Source organism: Belnapia sp. AC561 (assembly GCF_979252845.1).
Map to the genome: position 1 here is coordinate 45094 of NZ_CEEDBP010000038.1, position 16803 is coordinate 61896.

General features: G+C 61.9%; 14 protein-coding genes and 1 pseudogene. 10 read left to right on the forward strand and 5 right to left on the reverse strand.

The annotated features are described in order from the left end of the window. Positions 1 to 47: 47 nt before the first annotated feature. Entirely contained in the window at positions 48 to 3872 is a 3825-nt protein-coding gene (locus tag AC0IW9_RS24375; RefSeq protein ID WP_471650912.1) for a TM0106 family RecB-like putative nuclease, read from the forward strand. Positions 3873 to 4216: 344 nt separating this feature from the next. Here AC0IW9_RS24375 and AC0IW9_RS24380 read toward each other — a convergent pair whose 3' ends face one another. Together AC0IW9_RS24380 and AC0IW9_RS24385 are read right to left on the reverse strand one after the other, a co-directional pair. Beyond that, a complete protein-coding gene (locus AC0IW9_RS24380; protein WP_471650913.1) occupies positions 4217 to 4687 on the reverse strand; it encodes a hypothetical protein in 471 nt (156 codons plus the stop codon). 354 nt (positions 4688 to 5041) lie between these two features. Further along, positions 5042 to 5386 (reverse strand): hypothetical protein, encoded by a 345-nt coding sequence (locus AC0IW9_RS24385; RefSeq protein WP_471650914.1) that lies wholly within the window; start codon positions 5384 to 5386, stop codon positions 5042 to 5044. Positions 5387 to 5434: 48 nt separating this feature from the next. Here AC0IW9_RS24385 and AC0IW9_RS24390 point away from each other — a divergent pair, with 48 nt between their 5' ends. From AC0IW9_RS24390 to AC0IW9_RS24410, 5 genes are all read left to right on the forward strand, one after another. After that, positions 5435 to 5647, forward strand: coding sequence for a hypothetical protein (locus AC0IW9_RS24390; RefSeq protein WP_471650915.1), 213 nt, complete (start codon positions 5435 to 5437; stop codon positions 5645 to 5647). Then, positions 5640 to 7289, forward strand: a complete 1650-nt coding sequence (locus AC0IW9_RS24395) for a hypothetical protein (protein WP_471650916.1) — start codon at positions 5640 to 5642, stop codon at positions 7287 to 7289. Before AC0IW9_RS24390 ends, AC0IW9_RS24395 begins: the two co-directional genes overlap by 8 nt. Beyond that, positions 7286 to 8521 (forward strand): DNA cytosine methyltransferase, encoded by a 1236-nt coding sequence (locus tag AC0IW9_RS24400; protein WP_471650917.1) that lies wholly within the window; start codon positions 7286 to 7288, stop codon positions 8519 to 8521. The genes AC0IW9_RS24395 and AC0IW9_RS24400 overlap by 4 nt, the downstream gene beginning before the upstream one ends. After that, positions 8457 to 9833 carry a protein NO VEIN domain-containing protein gene (locus AC0IW9_RS24405; protein WP_471650918.1) on the forward strand — a complete coding sequence of 459 codons (1377 nt, stop codon included), beginning with the start codon at positions 8457 to 8459 and terminating at the stop codon, positions 9831 to 9833. Before AC0IW9_RS24400 ends, AC0IW9_RS24405 begins: the two co-directional genes overlap by 65 nt. Before the next feature lie 140 nt (positions 9834 to 9973). After that, the gene (locus AC0IW9_RS24410; protein WP_471650919.1) at positions 9974 to 10102 is read left to right on the forward strand and encodes a hypothetical protein; all 129 of its coding nucleotides are present in this window, start codon (positions 9974 to 9976) and stop codon (positions 10100 to 10102) included. A gap of 447 nt (positions 10103 to 10549) precedes the next feature. On the opposite strand, the gene AC0IW9_RS24415 is transcribed toward AC0IW9_RS24410, so the two are convergent. Then, positions 10550 to 10741: a hypothetical protein gene (locus tag AC0IW9_RS24415; protein ID WP_471650920.1), complete on the reverse strand. Its 192-nt coding sequence runs from the start codon at positions 10739 to 10741 to the stop codon at positions 10550 to 10552. Between the two features lie 371 nt (positions 10742 to 11112). Next, positions 11113 to 11325: a type II toxin-antitoxin system VapC family toxin gene (locus AC0IW9_RS24420; RefSeq protein ID WP_471650921.1), complete on the reverse strand. Its 213-nt coding sequence runs from the start codon at positions 11323 to 11325 to the stop codon at positions 11113 to 11115. Between the two features lie 732 nt (positions 11326 to 12057). On the opposite strand from AC0IW9_RS24420, the pseudogene AC0IW9_RS24425 reads away from it, so the two are divergent. The 4 genes and pseudogenes from AC0IW9_RS24425 (at position 12058) to AC0IW9_RS24440 (ending at position 15337) form a co-directional block, all read left to right on the forward strand. Next, a pseudogene (locus tag AC0IW9_RS24425) lies at positions 12058 to 13115 on the forward strand (IS630 family transposase). Positions 13116 to 13335: 220 nt separating this feature from the next. Continuing rightward, on the forward strand, positions 13336 to 13713 hold the full coding sequence (locus tag AC0IW9_RS24430) for a hypothetical protein (RefSeq protein WP_471650922.1): 378 nt from the start codon (positions 13336 to 13338) through the stop codon (positions 13711 to 13713). 139 nt (positions 13714 to 13852) lie between these two features. Further along, positions 13853 to 14515, forward strand: a complete 663-nt coding sequence (locus AC0IW9_RS24435) for a hypothetical protein (RefSeq protein ID WP_471650923.1) — start codon at positions 13853 to 13855, stop codon at positions 14513 to 14515. 480 nt (positions 14516 to 14995) lie between these two features. Next, positions 14996 to 15337 (forward strand): H-NS histone family protein, encoded by a 342-nt coding sequence (locus tag AC0IW9_RS24440; protein ID WP_471650924.1) that lies wholly within the window; start codon positions 14996 to 14998, stop codon positions 15335 to 15337. A 123-nt stretch (positions 15338 to 15460) separates the two neighbouring features. Here AC0IW9_RS24440 and AC0IW9_RS24445 read toward each other — a convergent pair. After that, positions 15461 to 16803, reverse strand: a 1343-nt coding sequence (locus AC0IW9_RS24445; RefSeq protein ID WP_471650925.1) for an SEL1-like repeat protein, incomplete at its 5' end; no start/stop codon positions are given.

Sequence of the window (16803 nt, forward strand, 5' to 3'; positions counted from 1 at the left end):
CAGGTCATAGTTGGGCGCGTTGAGGTCCCGGCACCCCGGTGGATGCCATGAAGACGGAAGCCTTGGTCTTGGCCGCCTTGTTCCTCGGCGCCATCCCGGTCGGTTGGGTGCTACGTCGAATCGGCGGCAGGCTACTGCCCGGGGTGGTGGCACTGGGCATCGCGCTGCTGTCTTTCCAGCTCGCCGACGGCACGCCGGTGCGGCCCAGGCCGATCCCGCCTGCTCCGGCGGTACAGCAGCGGCCAGGCTGGGCTGAGGTGGGGCGGGTCATGTCCACTTACGGCACCCGGCACCGCGAGGTGCATGCCATGCTCCGCCATCGTGGCGCCGGGGGGAGCAGGGACCGTTGCCGCCGCGCCCTTCCCGATGATCTCAATTCAGAGTTGATTAAGGGGTTCCGGGCTTGGTGTGCCGGTCAGGGGATTTGGCGTATGCGGCTGTACCAGGATCGGATCCTTCTCTCGGCGGGGGATCTGAACGCCTTCCTTGGCTGCCGCCATGTCAGCGCGCTCGCCCGGCGAGTGCTGGATGGCGAGAGCATCGCCAAGGCCGCTCCCGATGCCACGCTGGAGCTGGTGCAGCGCCGGGGCTTGGCCCACGAGGCCGATTACCTGGCGGGGCTCGAGGCCCAAGGCCTCGCGGTGGTCCGTATCCCCGACGGCCGCGACTTGGAGGCGCGTGTCGCCGCGACGGTGGCGGCGATGCGGGCCGGCGCGGCGGTGATCTTCCAGGCCGCCCTGGCGCATGGGCGTTGGCACGGCTTCGCCGATTTCCTGCTTCGGGTGGAGCAGCCCTCGGGCCTCGGGCCCTGGTGCTACGAGGTGGCCGACACCAAGCTCGCCTCTCGCGCCAAGGCCTCGCACGCCATCCAGCTCGCGCTCTACGCCGACCTGGTGGAGGCGGTGCAGGGCGTGCCGCCTCCGGTATTGCGGGTGAAGCTGGGGAACGGGCGAGAGGAGGTAATCCGGCCCGGCGACGTGGTGCATTACACCCGCCTAGCTGGACGGCGGCTGGAGGACTTCCTGGCCACCCCGGTGCGCGAGACGACAGCCGAGCCCTGCGGCCACTGCAAAATCTGCGATTGGTCTGAGCGCTGCGAGGCGGAGTGGGAGCAGGCCGACCATCTCAGCCTGGTGGCCAATATTCGTGGCGAGCAGGTCCGCCGGCTCCGCGCAGCCGGCGTGAACACCCTGGCTGCCCTGGCCGCGCTGCCGGAAGGGCAGCGCATTCCGGACATGGCGCCCGCAACCCTGGCGACGCTGCGCGCCCAGGCGCTACTGCAGCATCAAGCCCGCGACGCCGGCGAGAAGGTGTACGAGATCCTCTCGCCTGAGCCTAGCCGAGGCTTCGCGCGGTTACCGCCACCCAATGCGGGCGACGTGTATTTCGACATGGAGGGGGATCCGCTCTTCCCCGAAGGCGGGCTGGAATACTTGTTCGGCATGGAGGCAGGTGGGCTGTTTCGCGCCTTCTGGGCGCATGACCGGGCGCAAGAGAAGCGCGCCTTCGAGGCCTTCATGGACGTGCTGGCGGCGCAGCTGGCCGCCCGCCCCGGCGCACACGTATACCACTACAACCATTACGAGACGACGGCGCTAAAGCGGCTGGCGATGCGGCACGGGACTCGTGAGGCGGCGCTGGATGACATGCTGCGCCGCCGCCGGTTCGTGGACCTCTACGTGGTGGTGCGCGAGCAGCTGCGGATCGGCGAGCCGCGCTACTCGCTCAAGAACGTTGAGCACTTCTTCCGGGATGCCCGCGCCGGCGAGGTCGAGACGGCAGCCGACAGCATCGTCGCCTATGAACGCTTCTGCGAAACCAGCGACGCGAACATCCTGTCGGAGATAGAGGCTTACAACAGGATCGACTGCCGCTCGACCGCGGATCTGCATGGCTGGCTGCTGGGCTTGCGGCCGGCCGGCGCGTCCTGGTTCGATCCTGCCGTCGAGGCGCCGGATGCAGCGAAGGAGGAGAAGCAGCGCGCGACCGAGGCCGAACGGGAGGCGTTGCGGTCCCGCTTACTGGATAGCGCGACGCCAGCGGAAGCCCCCTATCGCGCCCTGGTTGCCGAGCTCTGCGACTTCCACCGGCGCGAGCAGAAGCCGCAATGGTGGGCGATGTTCGACCGGATGGAACGCGAGGCGGAGGAATTGGCCGGCGATGCCGAATGCCTCGGCGGCCTGGTCGCCGAAGGGCCCTGCACCACCGAGAAAAGATCCTTCCTTCGCGCCTACCGCTACCCGCCACAGGACACCAAGCTGCGCCCAGGCGACAAGCCGACCATCGCCGCGACGATGGGGCGCGCCGGGGAGATCGTGGCGCTGGACGAGGCGGCCTGCCGCGTGGTGCTCAAGCGTGGCAAGGCGGCAGGGGAGCTGCCCGAAGTGCTTTGCCTCGGCCCGGCGCCGCCGATCGAGGATGCGGTGCTACGCACGGCGATGCGGCGCTTCGCCACCTCCGTCGCGGCGCGCGACGGGCGCTTCGCCGCATTGGAGGGCATTCTGCGGCGGGAGCCGCCGCGGATCATGGGTCAGGTCGCTGGGACGCCCATCCTCGCCGCGGGCGAGACGGCGCTGGCGGGCGCAATCCGCGCCGTCAGCAGCCTCGACCGCAGCCATCTGTTCATCCAGGGTCCGCCAGGCACGGGCAAGACCTGGACGACCAGCCGGATCGCCGTGGCGCTGATGCAGGCCGGCCGCCGGGTCGGCGTCGCCTCGCTGTCGCACAAGGCGATTAACAATTTGCTCAAGGGCATCGAGGCGGCAGCACGCGAGCAGGGCTTCGCTTTTACTGGCATCAAGAAGGCGACCGCCGGGAAGCCGGACCAGGTTTTCGAGGGCGACTGCATCACCACGGTCACCAGCAACGACGACGTGCCGGGCGACTGCGACCTGGTGGCCGGCACCGCCTGGCTCTTTGCACGGGAGGAGCAGGAGCTCGCGCTCGACACTCTGTTCGTGGACGAGGCCGGTCAGGTTTCGCTCGGCAACCTCGTCGCCATGGGCCTCGCGGCGCGCAACATCGTGCTGATCGGCGATCAGCAGCAGCTTGGTCAGCCGATTCAAGGTGCACATCCCGAGGGTACCGGCGTCAGCGCGCTGGAACACCTGCTGCAGGGCGCCGCGACCGTGCCGCCCGACCGCGGCATCTTCCTCGACTCCTCCTACCGCATGCACCCGGCGCTTTGCGGTTGGGTGTCTGAAGCCGTTTACGACGGACGGCTACGGGCGCATCCGAGCACCGGAGCGCAGGGCCTGCTGCTGCCGGCCGACGCACCGGCGCCGCTCATCCCACATGGTCTGCAGTTCCTGCCTATCGGGCACCAGGGCCGCTCGCAGTCCTGCCCGGAGGAGGCCAAGGAGGTCGTGCGGCTGTGGCATGCCCTGGTAGGCCAGCGCTGGACCGACGGTGCAGGCCTTGAGCGGCTAATCCTTCCGAAGGACGTACTGGTCGTCGCTCCCTACAACGTGCAGGTCAACCTGCTGAGCCGAAGCCTGCCTGAGGGCGCCCGCGTGGGCACGGTGGACCGGTTCCAGGGACAGGAGGCGCCGGTGGTCCTCGTTTCCATGACCACCTCCTCGGGCAATGACATGCCGCGCGATATCGGCTTCCTGTTCAGCCGCAACCGCCTCAACGTTGCGGTGAGCCGCGCGCGTTGCCTCGCCGTGGTTCTGGCCAGCCCGAGCCTCCTCGAGGTTTCCTGCACCGCGATCGAGGACCTCGCGCTGGTGAACCTACTCTGCAGACTACGGGCGTGGGGCGATCCGGAGGAGGCCGCCATGCTGCCTTCCTGGCGCTACCTTAGCGTAGCCTGTCCCATCGCCACGATGCAGGAGGCTCCTCCGGCCCTGACAGAGGCGGACATGTTATGACTGCACGACCGGACGGGATCGTGGAGATAGACCGGTACCACGCGGACGAGGCGCACCGGATCTTCGACTTCCCGCTGGCCGAGCAATGCGTCGTCCGGCGGCCGGCCGCGGCGTATGTCGACGTGGTCCGGCGCGACTTCGCGCGGCATGGCCTCGACCCTGCTCCACTGGAGGCTGCGGCCCGGGGCGGACAGGGCTGCCGCCTTCTGCCTGACGTCTTCGCTTATGGTACGTTGATGCGGGATGAACTGCGTCATCGCTCCGTGGTCGGGCTTGGCCTGGACGGCGTTACCCCCGCCTATACGGCATCCTGCACGACCTCGGCGAGTTCCCAGCCCTGCTTCCTACCGCCTCCGGGGAGCAGGTGCAGGCAGAGGCATTGATGACCTCTTCCAGGCTCCGGATGTGCGCCGGGCTAAGGCGGACCAATGGTTGGGGAAAGCGCCCGGGGGTGACCAGGAAGGTAGGGAGGACAGCCCGCGTGCCGCGGGCCTGATGGAGTCCGAACACATGCAGCTGGCCGATTGGCGGTGCCAATGCGTGAGCCAGACCAGGTCCACGGTCGTGTCGTCCACGAGCAGGTAGGTGACGTCGCCGGCGGGCCACTTGTGTGGCGGGAGGTCCAGGATGCCCTCGCCCAGGAGGTCGGACGCCTCGATCTCTTCGAAGGTCATGGTGCCGAGGTGCTGGGCGGCCGCGAGGCTCTTGCGCACCATCTGATGGAAGGTCACCCGTGTGCGGGGCGGCACCATGTCGATGCTGGTGATCATGGCGGCGAGGACCGCCGCCATGATGACGATGATGTCCGGGGTCATGGTCTGTCTCCGCTCTAGGAATGCCGAAGGCATGGCGCGGCGTTCCCCGGTCCGGGTGGACCGCAGGTGCCGAGGTTGCCGGGAGGGAGCAGGCGCACGTCGCCGTACATGGCAGATCATCACGCGGCACGGATGCCGCACGACGATCAGCCAACGTCAGCTGACGCGGCCTGCGCTCTTCAGCGCCCTATTCGGAGAGGAGAGAACTCGAAGGAAAACATGGATGGCTCCGGGTTGCGGCTCGCAGCTAGGCGGGGCGCAGGGCTATATCCGGTGCTGAGTGTCCATGTGCGGGATTTATTTTGGAATCGAATCTATTACGAGGAATCGAAGGCGTGCACAATGTGATCTAGGTTATCCTAGCAACGAGCGGCGCCTCTCGAGGCGCTGCTGTTCGAACTTAGCCGTCGCCTCACTAAATTCGGATTGGGGCTGTCCCAACGGCCGGACCTCCATAAGGGCAATTGGGGCCTTTTGCTCCCAGTAACGGCCCTCTGACACGGCGAGCCAGCCTGCAAGTCCCTGTTTTGCCAGTGCAACTTCGACCTCCTCGATCTCGGCAGGGGATGGGTCACTATGACGCCCCATCCAGACATGGCGGCCATCCTCGGCAAGGATTAACCAGCGTCGCTCGCGTGCGAACAGATCGTCACGTGGCCCCTGCGAGGGGAGATCCTGCTTTTCCTTGGGATCAGGCACCTTGCATCTAACCTCGGGTTTGCGGCTATGTTATGTGACACAAGGCACATGGAGACGACGATGCCCAAAGGCACATCCGGCAGGATTGTCGTCGAAATCGATCCTGCGCTGAAGCGGCGCCTTTACTCCGTGCTCGCGGACAAGAATCTTACTCTCAAGGATTGGTTCTTGGGTGCCGCCAAGGATTTGGTCGAGCAGCATCACCAGCCGCGCCTTTCCTTGGCTCTTCCCGGGAAGGCGCAGGGTGATAGCAATGCTTGACACCCCTCTTGCTCATGCGGCCGCAGCCTCTTTGTACGCTGGCAAAACTCTGGCGGAGCGGGCATCGGGGCGGTTCTACACCCCCGATGTCTTGGCTTCTGATCTTGGCCATCAGGTCACGAACGCACTTGAGCGCATGGTGGCTGCTGGCGTCATCAACTCAGAGGTCAAGCTCTGTGACCCGTTCGCCGGAGATGGCCGCCTGCTTGTCGCAGTCCTCCTGAGCGCGGCCTCGTCGCCTACGCTGTCGCGGCGTCGCTTCACCGTTACCTTGCGTGATCTGGAAGCCGCGGCTGCGTTGCAGGGACGTGATCGGATTATGGACCTAGCTGCTAGTGTCGGTATGAATGTGACGGCCCGTGTCGAAGTGGGCGATAGCCTCCGAGACGCCTGCCCCGCGCTACACGACGCCGTTGTGACCAATCCTCCTTGGGAGCTACTCAAACCCGACGCACGTGAGATGGCTGGCCTCGATAAGGAGGCGGCGGCTCGTTACCGCGCTTGGCTGAAACAGCGGTGCGCAGAGCTGGACGCAAGGTTTCCCGACGCGAAGGCCGACGTGTCCTATGCCGGTTGGGGCACCAACCTTGCGCGGTGCGGCTGGGATCTGGCACTGCGCTCGACCCGCCGCGGTGGAGTTCTAAGCATTGTGCTGCCCTCGACACTCCTCGGCGACCAAGCCTCGGTGTCGATGAGGAGGTCTGTATTCGGGCGAGCTAGGCTAACCGATATGGCGGCGTACCCGCCTGAGGCCCGCCTGTTTGATAGGGTTGACCAGCCAGTCGTCGCAGCCACCTTCGTGGTTGAACCCTGTAATCGACTTCATGCCACGGTTCGGCTGTTCGGTGCCGATCGCCAGGTCCGCGCGGTTCTTGATTTTGCCAGAACATCAGAGGCTCTGGCTGCGGAAGACTACGCGCTGCCGGTCGGCTTCGGCGCTGAGGCGCAGGCGTGCTTGGCGGATTTTGCAGAGCTTGCCCGTTTCAAGGACCTTGAGGGACCTGGACCGGAGAACCTCTGGGCTGGACGCGAACTCGACGAGACTCGCGTCGCGGCGAAGCTCGTCGCGTCAGGACGAAACCCCTTTGTGAAGGGGCGCATGGTCAGGCGCCACAGCATGGCGGAAGCTCCCGTAGCATCGATTGCGCCGGAGATTGCTCGCGGGATTAGATCCGCCGGGTTTGAGCGACTTGTGTGGCGTGATGTGTCCCGTTCCTCGCAGGCCCGGCGTATGATAGGTACGGTGATTCCACCGGGCTGGATCGCCGGGAACTCACTCCACGTCGCCCATTTCAGGAACGGTGATCCCGAACGCCTGCGAGCACTGCACGGTGTGCTGTCGTCCTTGGTATTCGAGTTCCAGGTCAGGAGCCGTTTGGCGACGGGCCACATGTCTCTGGGGGTGGTCCGCACCGCACGCGTACCGCCAATGACACGGCGTGTCGTGACGTCGCTGGCGTCAGCGGTCGAACGAGTGATGTCGGATCCAGCACAGGAAACCGCCCTGGAGGTGAAAATCGCGCGTGCCTACGGGCTCAGCCGGGACCAGTTCGAGGCGATTATCACTCAGTTCCCGAAGCTCGACGCGCCCGTGCGGGAGAAGCTCCTATCCAAGTCGCTTTGGAGGTCGAAGGCTCAATGATCCCGAACCATGCCTGCGCGTCCCTGAGCGAACTGGACCTTCAGATTGCTAGGGCTGTGCCGCCAGGGGGCAACTGGCGAGACATTCCTGAGAGTGTCCCGTCGGAGCGCCTCGCCCAGATCCGGATCAGCGCCGCTGCTGGCGAGGGGTCACGCTCAACGTACTACGGGCGCCTCAACCCGGACCGACCGGGCTACACAATCAACACCTACTACAACCGCCCGGGCAACGGATGCTTCCTCCATTACGATGCCGAGGGAGGGCAGCACCGGACCCTTTCACACCGTGAGGCGGCGCGCCTTCAGAGCTTCCCTGACTCCTTTGTTTTTCAAGGTTCGCAGCGCGCAATTTGCCAGCAGATCGGCAACGCCGTGCCTCCATTGCTGGCTTTCCAAGTCGCTCAGGCACTCGGCGCCCCTGGGGAGATGATAGATGTCTTTGCCGGAGCCGGCGGTCTTTCGCTCGGCTTTGAATGGGCCGGGTGGAAGTCGCTTGCAGCGACCGACTTCGATAGGCATGCCGTGGCGGCTTTCAACTCGAACATGGCACCCATCGCGTTCGTCGGTGACATGCAGGATGAGACGGTCCACGACCGTCTCGTGGCCGCAGCAGAAGACCGTCGCGGGCAGCGCCTTGCTCTCGTAGGCGGTCCGCCCTGTCAGGGTTTCTCCACGGGTGGCAAGCGCCGTTCGGGGGAGGACACGCGAAATCAGTTGCACACCCGGTATGCGGCTCTGCTCGCCCGCCTGAAGCCAGACGTTTTCGTGTTCGAGAATGTCATTGGACTTCTGAACATGGAAGGGGGGCGCTTCCTGGTCAGGGTGCTCGATGGGCTACGTCAGGCGGGATACCAAGTTGAAATCTGGCGCCTGAACGCGGCCCGATATGGCGTCCCGCAGCGCCGGGAACGTGTGGTCATCGTAGGTGTCCCAGTTGGACGAGAACTCCCCCACTGCCCGACCGCTTGGACTGTCCCGGTATCTATGGACGGGTTGCTGGCCGATCCCTTGGTGTGCTCGGTGCGGGGTGCGTTGGATGACCTTCCGCCCTTGGTGCCCGGCCAGGACGGGACCCTCCTTCCCTACAGATCGAATCCTAGGACACAATATCAGCGATTCCTTCGTGGGCTCATCCGGGCGCACGAGTTCGTCGTTGGGGGCCTGGACAATGATTTCGACGGACAATGCAGACCTGTACGCAGCGAGCTTGCGAACGCTGAAGCAGTTTCGTGACCGCACCTACAAGGGCCGGATCGTCCAGATTTTCTTTGCTGCTAAGTTCTATGGGGCCTTGATACCAAGGATTGGCTCGGGACATCGAATCGACACCGGTGAGTTCCAGCACTTGATCGACGCGCTTTATAGGCGGAACGCCCCCGATGACCCGAGCCACAGCATCAAAATCATTTTCAGCAATAACCACCTGACCCCATCGGGCGAGCGCGCTCCTGATCGGCAGGACAACTCCAACATCTGGCGCAACAACCTTCAAATTCAGAAGGCAACCGTCTGTTTCGCGCCCGAGGCAGATCTCCTGAACCCCGCCTTCGTCGTCGAAACTCGAACATTGTGTCCCTACCTACGGCCCGAAGTCCCCGGAAGCACGCGGAATGCGCGCTGTGACGCAGCTCCAGGAGGCCGAAACGGGCGATATCGTGACTTGGAGGTGGACGGGCCCAAGACCATCCATTTTGGCGACGGCGGGTACTCGGTTACAAATACCGAAGACACTAGGCTTTGGGCCTCGACTGTCCACGTTCAAGGTAATAGGCTTCCCGTGGTGCCCTTGATCGCGGCGATCTACTACGATGCCGATGTCGCTGGCGGCCGCCAGGCAGTGGACGTCGTCGACTTTTGCCGCGACTTCAACTTCAGCGCCGCCGAGTTCCACACTTATTTCGACGAGGACCCTGCTCACCCGGTGCACGCCGCACTACTGGCCGACTTCCCTTGGCTGACATGGACAAGACTCCCGCGCCTGGCCGCCGGAGTTGCGGGCGCTTTAGTTCCGATGCCTGCCCCGGCTGCAGCACGTGGCGCCCGGGGGGGCCGGAGGCGGCGCGAACTCCTAAACCCCGACGATCTTCCGGACCGCGCGCCCCGGGTTGCTCCTCCGGCAGTGAACCACTGGTGGGGAGCCGAACAAGCGATCGCCGCCCACCTCGAGGCACAGGGTTGGGAAGTTAGGGACCGAACACGGGACTTTGTCGGTTTCGACTTCGAGGTTGTGGGAGTCGGCCAAAACAGACGGTACTTCATTGAGGTCAAGAGCAGTGTCGGCCCCTGTGCCCCAGTGCTGACGCGTGGGGAGCACGAATCTGCTGTTCGACATGGCGAACGCTTCATCCTCGCGCTTGTGGAAAATTTTGTCCCTGGAGAGCCGCTCCGTGTTCTCTGGGTCCGCAATCCCTCGGCCTTGGGTTTGGTGCCGCGACAAGTGGAGGAGTACCCCATCCCGCGGTCCGTATGGCTGCCGCACGCCGCTCTCTATATCGACGACCGGGCGGAGGACGACGCGCAGGCCGCAGCAGAGGCGGCCGAGTGATGCAGGGGCAGGGTTTCTCCTTTTCATGTCACGCATGCTCGGCGTAGCGAGGTAGCGGCGTGGCTATTTTGGAGATCGGGTGCGAGCGGCGGTTGTTTGCCAGTCGGGGGTCCAAAGTGGCACCGATGTAGGCCGCCGCCATGGACGTGTCCAAGCTCGACCTGCAAGAGGTTGCCCGCTACCAAGCCGGTGCCCAGAATGATCATGCTTCCATGATGCAGTTCGCCCTTCATGTGAAAGCCCGCGATCCGGCGAACCTGTGGCCCTAGATGATCTACATATCGTCGGCGGCGTCCGACGAGGAGCGAGCCTACTATCTGGACCGCACAGTTCGGGCTGGCCGTCAGCGCCTTGAAACCGAATCCATGGATGCGAGAGAGAGCCGCTTCTATCGTAAGCACAGCTTGGAGGTCCTTGGTGCTTGTGCTTGCTGATTAGGCGGTCAGTGCGGGTGCCCAATGGTACCCCTCCGCCGAGGGCCGCCTTCCGGCCTGGGGTCGAACCTGTCTTCTGATCTTATCGACGCTTTTAGGAGCGTTGTTAAGGACGGGGGGCGGTTTGGGGCATGGAGATCATCAGCGGCGTTGAGCGCCGGCGTCCTGTCGATGCTACCCCCGGTCCCAATTGGCCTGCCCCCCTAGAAGTAGTCCGCCGGCTGTGAGAAGCCGGTGCGACCTGAGGTGCTTGGGTGTGGACGACTCTCAATATCAAGCTGATTAGCTCGACATCAGATCGAGTACCGTGCCGTCGGCCGGAAAGAGCGCGCGATAAAGCTCGGTCACGGCCGCGATGGCGCCATCGTCAACGTGGGTGACGAAGCGTGGCTCGGCATAAAAAACCGTATCCGGCAACAAGTCAGCTTTGGCGAAGGCGCCGAGCGGCAGTTCCGGCAAGCCGTCCTCGGTCATGATGACGGAATCCCCTGAATGGCGGTCCTTCAAAGGTAGGGCGGTCAAGGGGTTGCCAACTAGAGGCGGTACGGCTGGTCTTGGCTGCCTTGCCATCCACCATGGACAACCACCATTGCGGTAGCAGCCTGACAAGGCATCGCCGGTGGTCGAAGCTACGCGAATGGCTGGCTGCGCGGGTCCGCTCTCAGCCGAGCAGCGTGACTAATTCGGAATAGGGCGGCAGCAGCGGATCGGCGGTGTAGAGCCGCACCGGCTCAACCATCGCCTGCGCCACCAGCAGCCGGTCGAAGGGATCGCGGTGATGCAGCGGCAGGTCAGCGACCCGCGCCGCGGCCTCGGCCCGGACCGGCAGTTCGGTAAAGCCGGTGTCACGGGCCGCCTGACACCTGGGCGATCTGGTCCGGGCGCGCCAGGAAATCGACGCGACCGAGCCGCGCCTTGATGGCGATCTCCCAGATGCTGGCGGCGCTGAACAGCACCTCGTTCGCCGGATCCTCGAGCAGGGCCCGGGTTCCGCCATCCAACCGGGCCGGCGTGTCGAGCGCCCAGAGTAGGATGTGAGTGTCGAGCAGCAGGTGCACCAGCGCCCCTCGAAGCCGGCGAGGTCGTCGTCGGACAACGGTGCATCGAATTCGGCCGGCATGGAGCTGGCTGGCGCGGCAATGACCTCCTACACCCGCCAGAAGCCCGTCATGCGGCTCCAGGGCAGAGCAGAGCCTTGGCTTGGCCGCGCCGCTGCGCCTCCCGTAGACCGTGCACCAGGTCGAGGGTGTCGAGCAGCTCGGGCGGCACCGGCACCGCACGGTAGACCCCGCTCCGGCGCTTCTTGAGGCTTTCAAAAACGATTACCCGGCCAGTCAGGTCGACCCGGTCGGTGGTCAGCGCCAGAGACTCGGAGATCCGGCAGCCGATGGCCTGCAGGACGCTGCAGAAGGATCACACCTCGCGCGGTGCGCGGGCGACAGACTGCAGGAATGCACGGCGCTCGGTTTCTGTGAAGTAGAGCCGGCGCCCCTCCGGATCCTGCAACTGCATACCGGCCTGCAGTTTGGGACCGTTCATCCGAATTCTGTACCAGCATGAAGGCGCTGCGGCCAGATTCCTGGCGGTTTGCCGGCCGATCAGAGGGCTGGGCGGGCCGCGGCTGATACAGAATTAGCAATAGTGCATCAGACCTTTCGCCAATGGCTTGCTCGAAGTTTCGATCCTAGTTTTCTGCGACGGCTAATACCAAGTCTCTGAGAGCGTGACTCGTTTGGGATTCCCAAAGTGGCGGCGGGCTGATTCAACATGGCGACCAGGGGAGGTTTGCCATGCCCATCCCACTTCGGGTGGATTTCGCTGCGGGCGGGCTGCGCGCTGCAGCGCGGCAGACGAAGGACGCGGCGCAGGCTCGGCGCCTGCTGGCCTTGGCCGCGATCTATGATGGGGCATCGCGCACCGAGGCGGCCCGGATCGGCGGGGTGACGCTGCAGATCGTGCGCGACTGAGTGCTGCGGTTCAACGCCGAAGGGCCGGCCGGGCTGGTCGACCGCAAGGCGCCTGGCCAGGCGGCACGGCTGAACGACGCACACCGGACGGCCCTGGCGGCGGCGCTGGAGAGCGGCCCGATACCCGCCATCCACGGGGTGGTGCGTTGGCGGCTGATCGACCTCTGCCAGTGGCTGTGGGAGGAACACCGGGTCACGGTGGCCAAGCAGACGCTGAGCCGCGAGGTGCGTGCGCTGGGCTACCGCAAGCTCTCGGCGCGACCGCGCCACCATGCGCAGGCGGCGGGCGCGGTCGATCTTTTTAAAAGGACTTTCCCGCCCGCATGGCGGAAGTCGCGCGCGAGAAGGGCATTGCCGCCAGCGCCATAGAGGTCTGGTTCGCCGATGAGGCCAGGATAGGCCAGAAGAACAAGATCACCCGGCGCTGGGCCCGACGCGGCACCAGGCCCACCGCGCCGCAGGATCAGCGCACGGCGTCGACCTACCTCTTCGGCGCCATCTGCCCCAAGGAGGGCAAGGCGGCGGGCCTCGTCCTGCCCTACTGCAACACCACAGCCATGAGCCTGCATCTCGCCGAGATCTCGGCCACGGTGGCGCCCCATGCACATGCCGTGCTGCTGCTTGATCAGGCCGGATGGCACCTGTCTGACAAGCTCGAGGTGCCGTCCAACATCACGCTCATCCCGCTGCCGCCGAAGTGCCCCGAGTTGAACCCGGTCGAGAACACCTGGCAGTTCATGCGGGACAACTGGCTCTCGAACCGCGTCTTCCGCTGCTACGACGATATCGTCGATCACTGCTGCCACGCCTGGAACCGGCTCGTCGAGCAGCCCTGGACAATCATGTCCATCGGACTGCGCGACTGGGCCCATCGGTTCTGATCAGCGGGATCTGGTATAAACCATTGATAGAACTGCTTCCGAATCTCTTTGCAAAACTGTTGATTTTCGGAATTCGATTAGTCTGTAGTAAACACCCCAAGATTGATTTTTATAAAAAAAATTAACCTTAGGTTGAAAAAATAATTTAAGTCATGCTTGGAGAAGTTCCTTGCACAGAAACTTTATTCGGGGTGAACTTTATACCGAGGAGGAAGTGCAAATGCTGAAGCAGTTTCAAACCGCAAAAATCACCGCAGTTTTTGTTGTTTTAGGAGGTATTTTTGCTCTAACGCCGCCCGCATTCGCTACGAGCGGGACTATGACAGAGTGGGATCAACATCAACGTTGGAACGGTCCTGTATCGAACATTCATCCTATTGGCCTTAATGTATGGGAAGGTCATTGGCAGAACGATCACAATGAGAGCAGAACTTTAATAATTACTGTTGATCCCGAAAGTAATACAATCGACATTTTAGAAAAAGAACCTAATCAACATTGGATTGGTCCATTTAGAAAAACAGGCAATAATTATCTTGTTAGTGGATCTGAGTCTTCTGGGAAATACGACTTTTCTGCTAATTTAAATTTGGATTAGGAGCTACATAAGATATAAATCAATACTCTTCTTTTCCCGCAAATCTTCCATAGCCTGTGCCCGTCATCGAAACTAAGAGTCATAAGATGGCAGTTTAAGTAGCATAAACCTTGCTACGCAAAACAAGAGGAGACATGACATGCGGTTTATAATTCAAATTATTCTCTTTTTTGCAGTGCCCTTTATTGCGCGCCCTGCATATTCTCAAATCCAAACAATTCCAGCTTGTCAGGTTGAGAACGCACCTACTAATTGTGGTCAAAATAATATGTGGGCAGTAGATACAACTGTCCAAGTGCCTAACGGTGCTTATGTTCACGTTCCCGATCCGGGCTGCATGAATGACGCTACAGGTAATATCGAAAAAATTCTGCAAGCTGCTATTGTTGCCGCCCAACCGAATCTTGCTCTTTTCTCCGGTTCGATTGCCGCACTTGGAGCAGGGCCAGTAAATGATTACATAAAAAATCAAGGGGGAGATATTGGTCGATATTTTTCGCCATATGCTAAAAATGGTGCTCTCTGCGCACCAATTGGAGTTATTGTTCCTAAAGACGCACAAGTTCTAGGGTACCGCTTGCTTGCAGCTGAGGCCAGTGGTGGCTTTAGCCAATGCTCGCCAGGCGCTGATTGCCCTATTGGCTGGAGCAAATTCCAAGCCGAACCTGTCGCCCAAAAAAATCAAGCAATGCAAACTGTCACAGGGGTCTTTATGAATTGGTCTAATGACCGCGCTCGCCGTGCTCGAATAATAGTTTTTTATACACTTCCACAAGGTCAAAGGCCTTTGACTCAAATGTAATCGCGCCGGTATATGGAGCCGGCCTTAGGGCTGGCTCCTTTATGGTCAAAAGGCTGATATTTTCGTAAGACACGCTATCGCGCCGGCTATGCCGAGGCTTATCCCTGGTATATTATAAACGTTTGAGGTCTAATCGTTTCTCGGATTGATGTGAAAAAGATGGTTCTCGTCCGCTATCTGCGGCTTTTTGACAGGAGAAGGCCAAATCCGTCGCCCTTGCCCTAATTTAAGGGGCTGGGTGCCGTCTGACGAGATTAGGGCGTCCAGAGTGCTCAGAGACGAAGCAGGGCACTTAGCGGACAGAAAAACTGTTATCACAATTTTTGAATTTTGCAGGGCGTCCTAATGCTACCAAGCGCCAAACGGCGTTTAGGTTTCTGCGATGCATATTTTTGCAAAGGGGCTGCTTAATAATGTGGCTCAATTTGCACAGGCTTCGAGAATCGGCTAGGGCATGCAGCGCCAGTAGGAGTGTGTGCATTGTCCGAATTGAAACCGTCTTTTGATCTCGACCGCCTGACATTGCCTGAGCTGGCCGTTTTGATCGAAGCGGCTCAAACCAAGCGTCAGGAAAAAATGGAAGGCGCCAAGGCAGTGCTGCTGGCAGAGTTTAAGGACAAGGCCGCCGAGTTGGGCCTGTCGCTCAAAGCTCTGATGTCATCGCCGCAGCCTGCGCCAGAACGGGAAACCCGCCGCAGCAAGGGCCAGAAGGTCGCCCCAAAATACCGCAATCTGGAAACCGGCGACACCTGGACCGGCCGCGGTCGCGAGCCTGGCTGGATCAAAGGCAAGAACCGGGATGACTTCGCGCTGAAAGGCTAGGCCGACAGCGTCGGGGCAGCTTGCCGGTTTTGGCGGCCGCCTTTGTCATATAAGCTAGTTATGCGATCACCTAGTGCACGCACAAACCCAGATGCAGCAACAAAGTTAACCGCGTACAGATTCTTAGTAATCAACGCCTCTGCATTCCCAAGGCGGATTTGTATAATCGGTAGGGCCAATGAGCTTTGCATTGAAGCAGGCTAACCATTCGTCGTCGCGCGCTCTCTGCGATTGCGTCCGCGGCGGCAGCGCCCGATCCAGCAGTATCAATGCTGCGGCAGCGCCAACCGCCATTTCACCAAGGGTTGGAGAGCGGCGAGACTGAAGGTTCGCCACACGGATATTTTCGAGGGCTTGTTGGGCGACGGTACTGCCCCGTGCCGCTCCAATGTTAAACCAGCGAACCGCGGCGTCATGATTCCGGTCGATGCCAGTGCCGTTTTCCAAGAGCAACCCCATACGTCCCGGGGCTTCCTTGTGACCCCTCTTGGCCGCTTTCTCGTACCAGTCAGCGGCCATCGCCATGTCTTGAGTGACGCCGATGCCGCCTTCAAGTGCAACACCATAGTTGAACATTCCTTGGGGTTCGCCGGCAAGCGCAGCCTTGGCGAACCATTCGGCAGCTGCTGTTTGATTAACCGGGACGCCGTCGCCCCGGATCATTGCGATTCCAATATTGACCATCCCTTGGGTATTCCCAAGAGTCGCGGCTTGTAGATTCCAGGCCGCGGCTTTAACCGGATTATGTTCGATGCCTACCCCTGTCTGCAGCATTTCCGCGAGATTCGCCATACCAAAGCTGTCGCCTTTCTCTGCGGCGCTTTTGAAATAACGATAGGCCAGTGCGTGATCAGGTTGACCACCATTTCGGTTTAACGCCATCCAACCGAGCCAGGTAAGGGATGGGGCATCTCCTGCGTCCGACGCCCGCGTGAACAGGCGGACAGCCCCGGGATTGTCCACCGGCACACCGTCTCCATCCATCAGAATCTGCGCCAGGGAAATCGTGGCCCACAGTTGTCCCAGATCCGAGGCCTTCTGATACCAAGCTACAGCTTGAGGCATATTTTTTGGCGTACCAGATGCCTTATGCAGACTCCAAGCGAGGCTGAACATACCTTCGGATTCACCAGCTTCTGCTGCCTTTCGGTACCAGTTGTAGCGTTCCACAGTGGTAGCAACGGGATTTTGGGGGTCGTACAACAAGCGACCCAACCGCACCATGGCGATGGGCAATCCCGCATCGGCAGCTTGGCGAAGCAGTCGACGAGCTTCCTCTTTGTTGGCAGGAAGGCCATCTCCGTCTGCCAGCCGCTGGGCGTACTCCGCAGTGGCATAAACCGAACCTGCTGCGGCGGCTTGGCGCAAAAGATCGAGGGCCTGATCCTTAGTGTCCATCCGGGAACAGATCGAGTTATCTGAATCGGTTGTGATTGGCTTCCGGGGGCGGGTGGAGGAAGAAGGGC

Excerpts from the sequence above, each read along its gene's own strand:
- AC0IW9_RS24375 (WP_471650912.1), top strand. The coding sequence starts at position 48 with ATGAAGACGGAAGCCTTGGTCTTGGCCGCCTTGTTCCTCGGCGCCATC.
- AC0IW9_RS24380 (WP_471650913.1), bottom strand. The coding sequence starts at position 4,687 with ATGACCCCGGACATCATCGTCATCATGGCGGCGGTCCTCGCCGCCATG.
- AC0IW9_RS24390 (WP_471650915.1), top strand. The coding sequence starts at position 5,435 with ATGGAGACGACGATGCCCAAAGGCACATCCGGCAGGATTGTCGTCGAA.
- AC0IW9_RS24395 (WP_471650916.1), top strand. The coding sequence starts at position 5,640 with ATGCTTGACACCCCTCTTGCTCATGCGGCCGCAGCCTCTTTGTACGCT.
- AC0IW9_RS24400 (WP_471650917.1), top strand. The coding sequence starts at position 7,286 with ATGATCCCGAACCATGCCTGCGCGTCCCTGAGCGAACTGGACCTTCAG.
- AC0IW9_RS24405 (WP_471650918.1), top strand. The coding sequence starts at position 8,457 with ATGATTTCGACGGACAATGCAGACCTGTACGCAGCGAGCTTGCGAACG.
- AC0IW9_RS24410 (WP_471650919.1), top strand. The coding sequence starts at position 9,974 with ATGGACGTGTCCAAGCTCGACCTGCAAGAGGTTGCCCGCTACCAAGCC.
- AC0IW9_RS24415 (WP_471650920.1), bottom strand. The coding sequence starts at position 10,741 with ATGACCGAGGACGGCTTGCCGGAACTGCCGCTCGGCGCCTTCGCCAAA.
- AC0IW9_RS24430 (WP_471650922.1), top strand. The coding sequence starts at position 13,336 with ATGCTGAAGCAGTTTCAAACCGCAAAAATCACCGCAGTTTTTGTTGTT.
- AC0IW9_RS24435 (WP_471650923.1), top strand. The coding sequence starts at position 13,853 with ATGCGGTTTATAATTCAAATTATTCTCTTTTTTGCAGTGCCCTTTATT.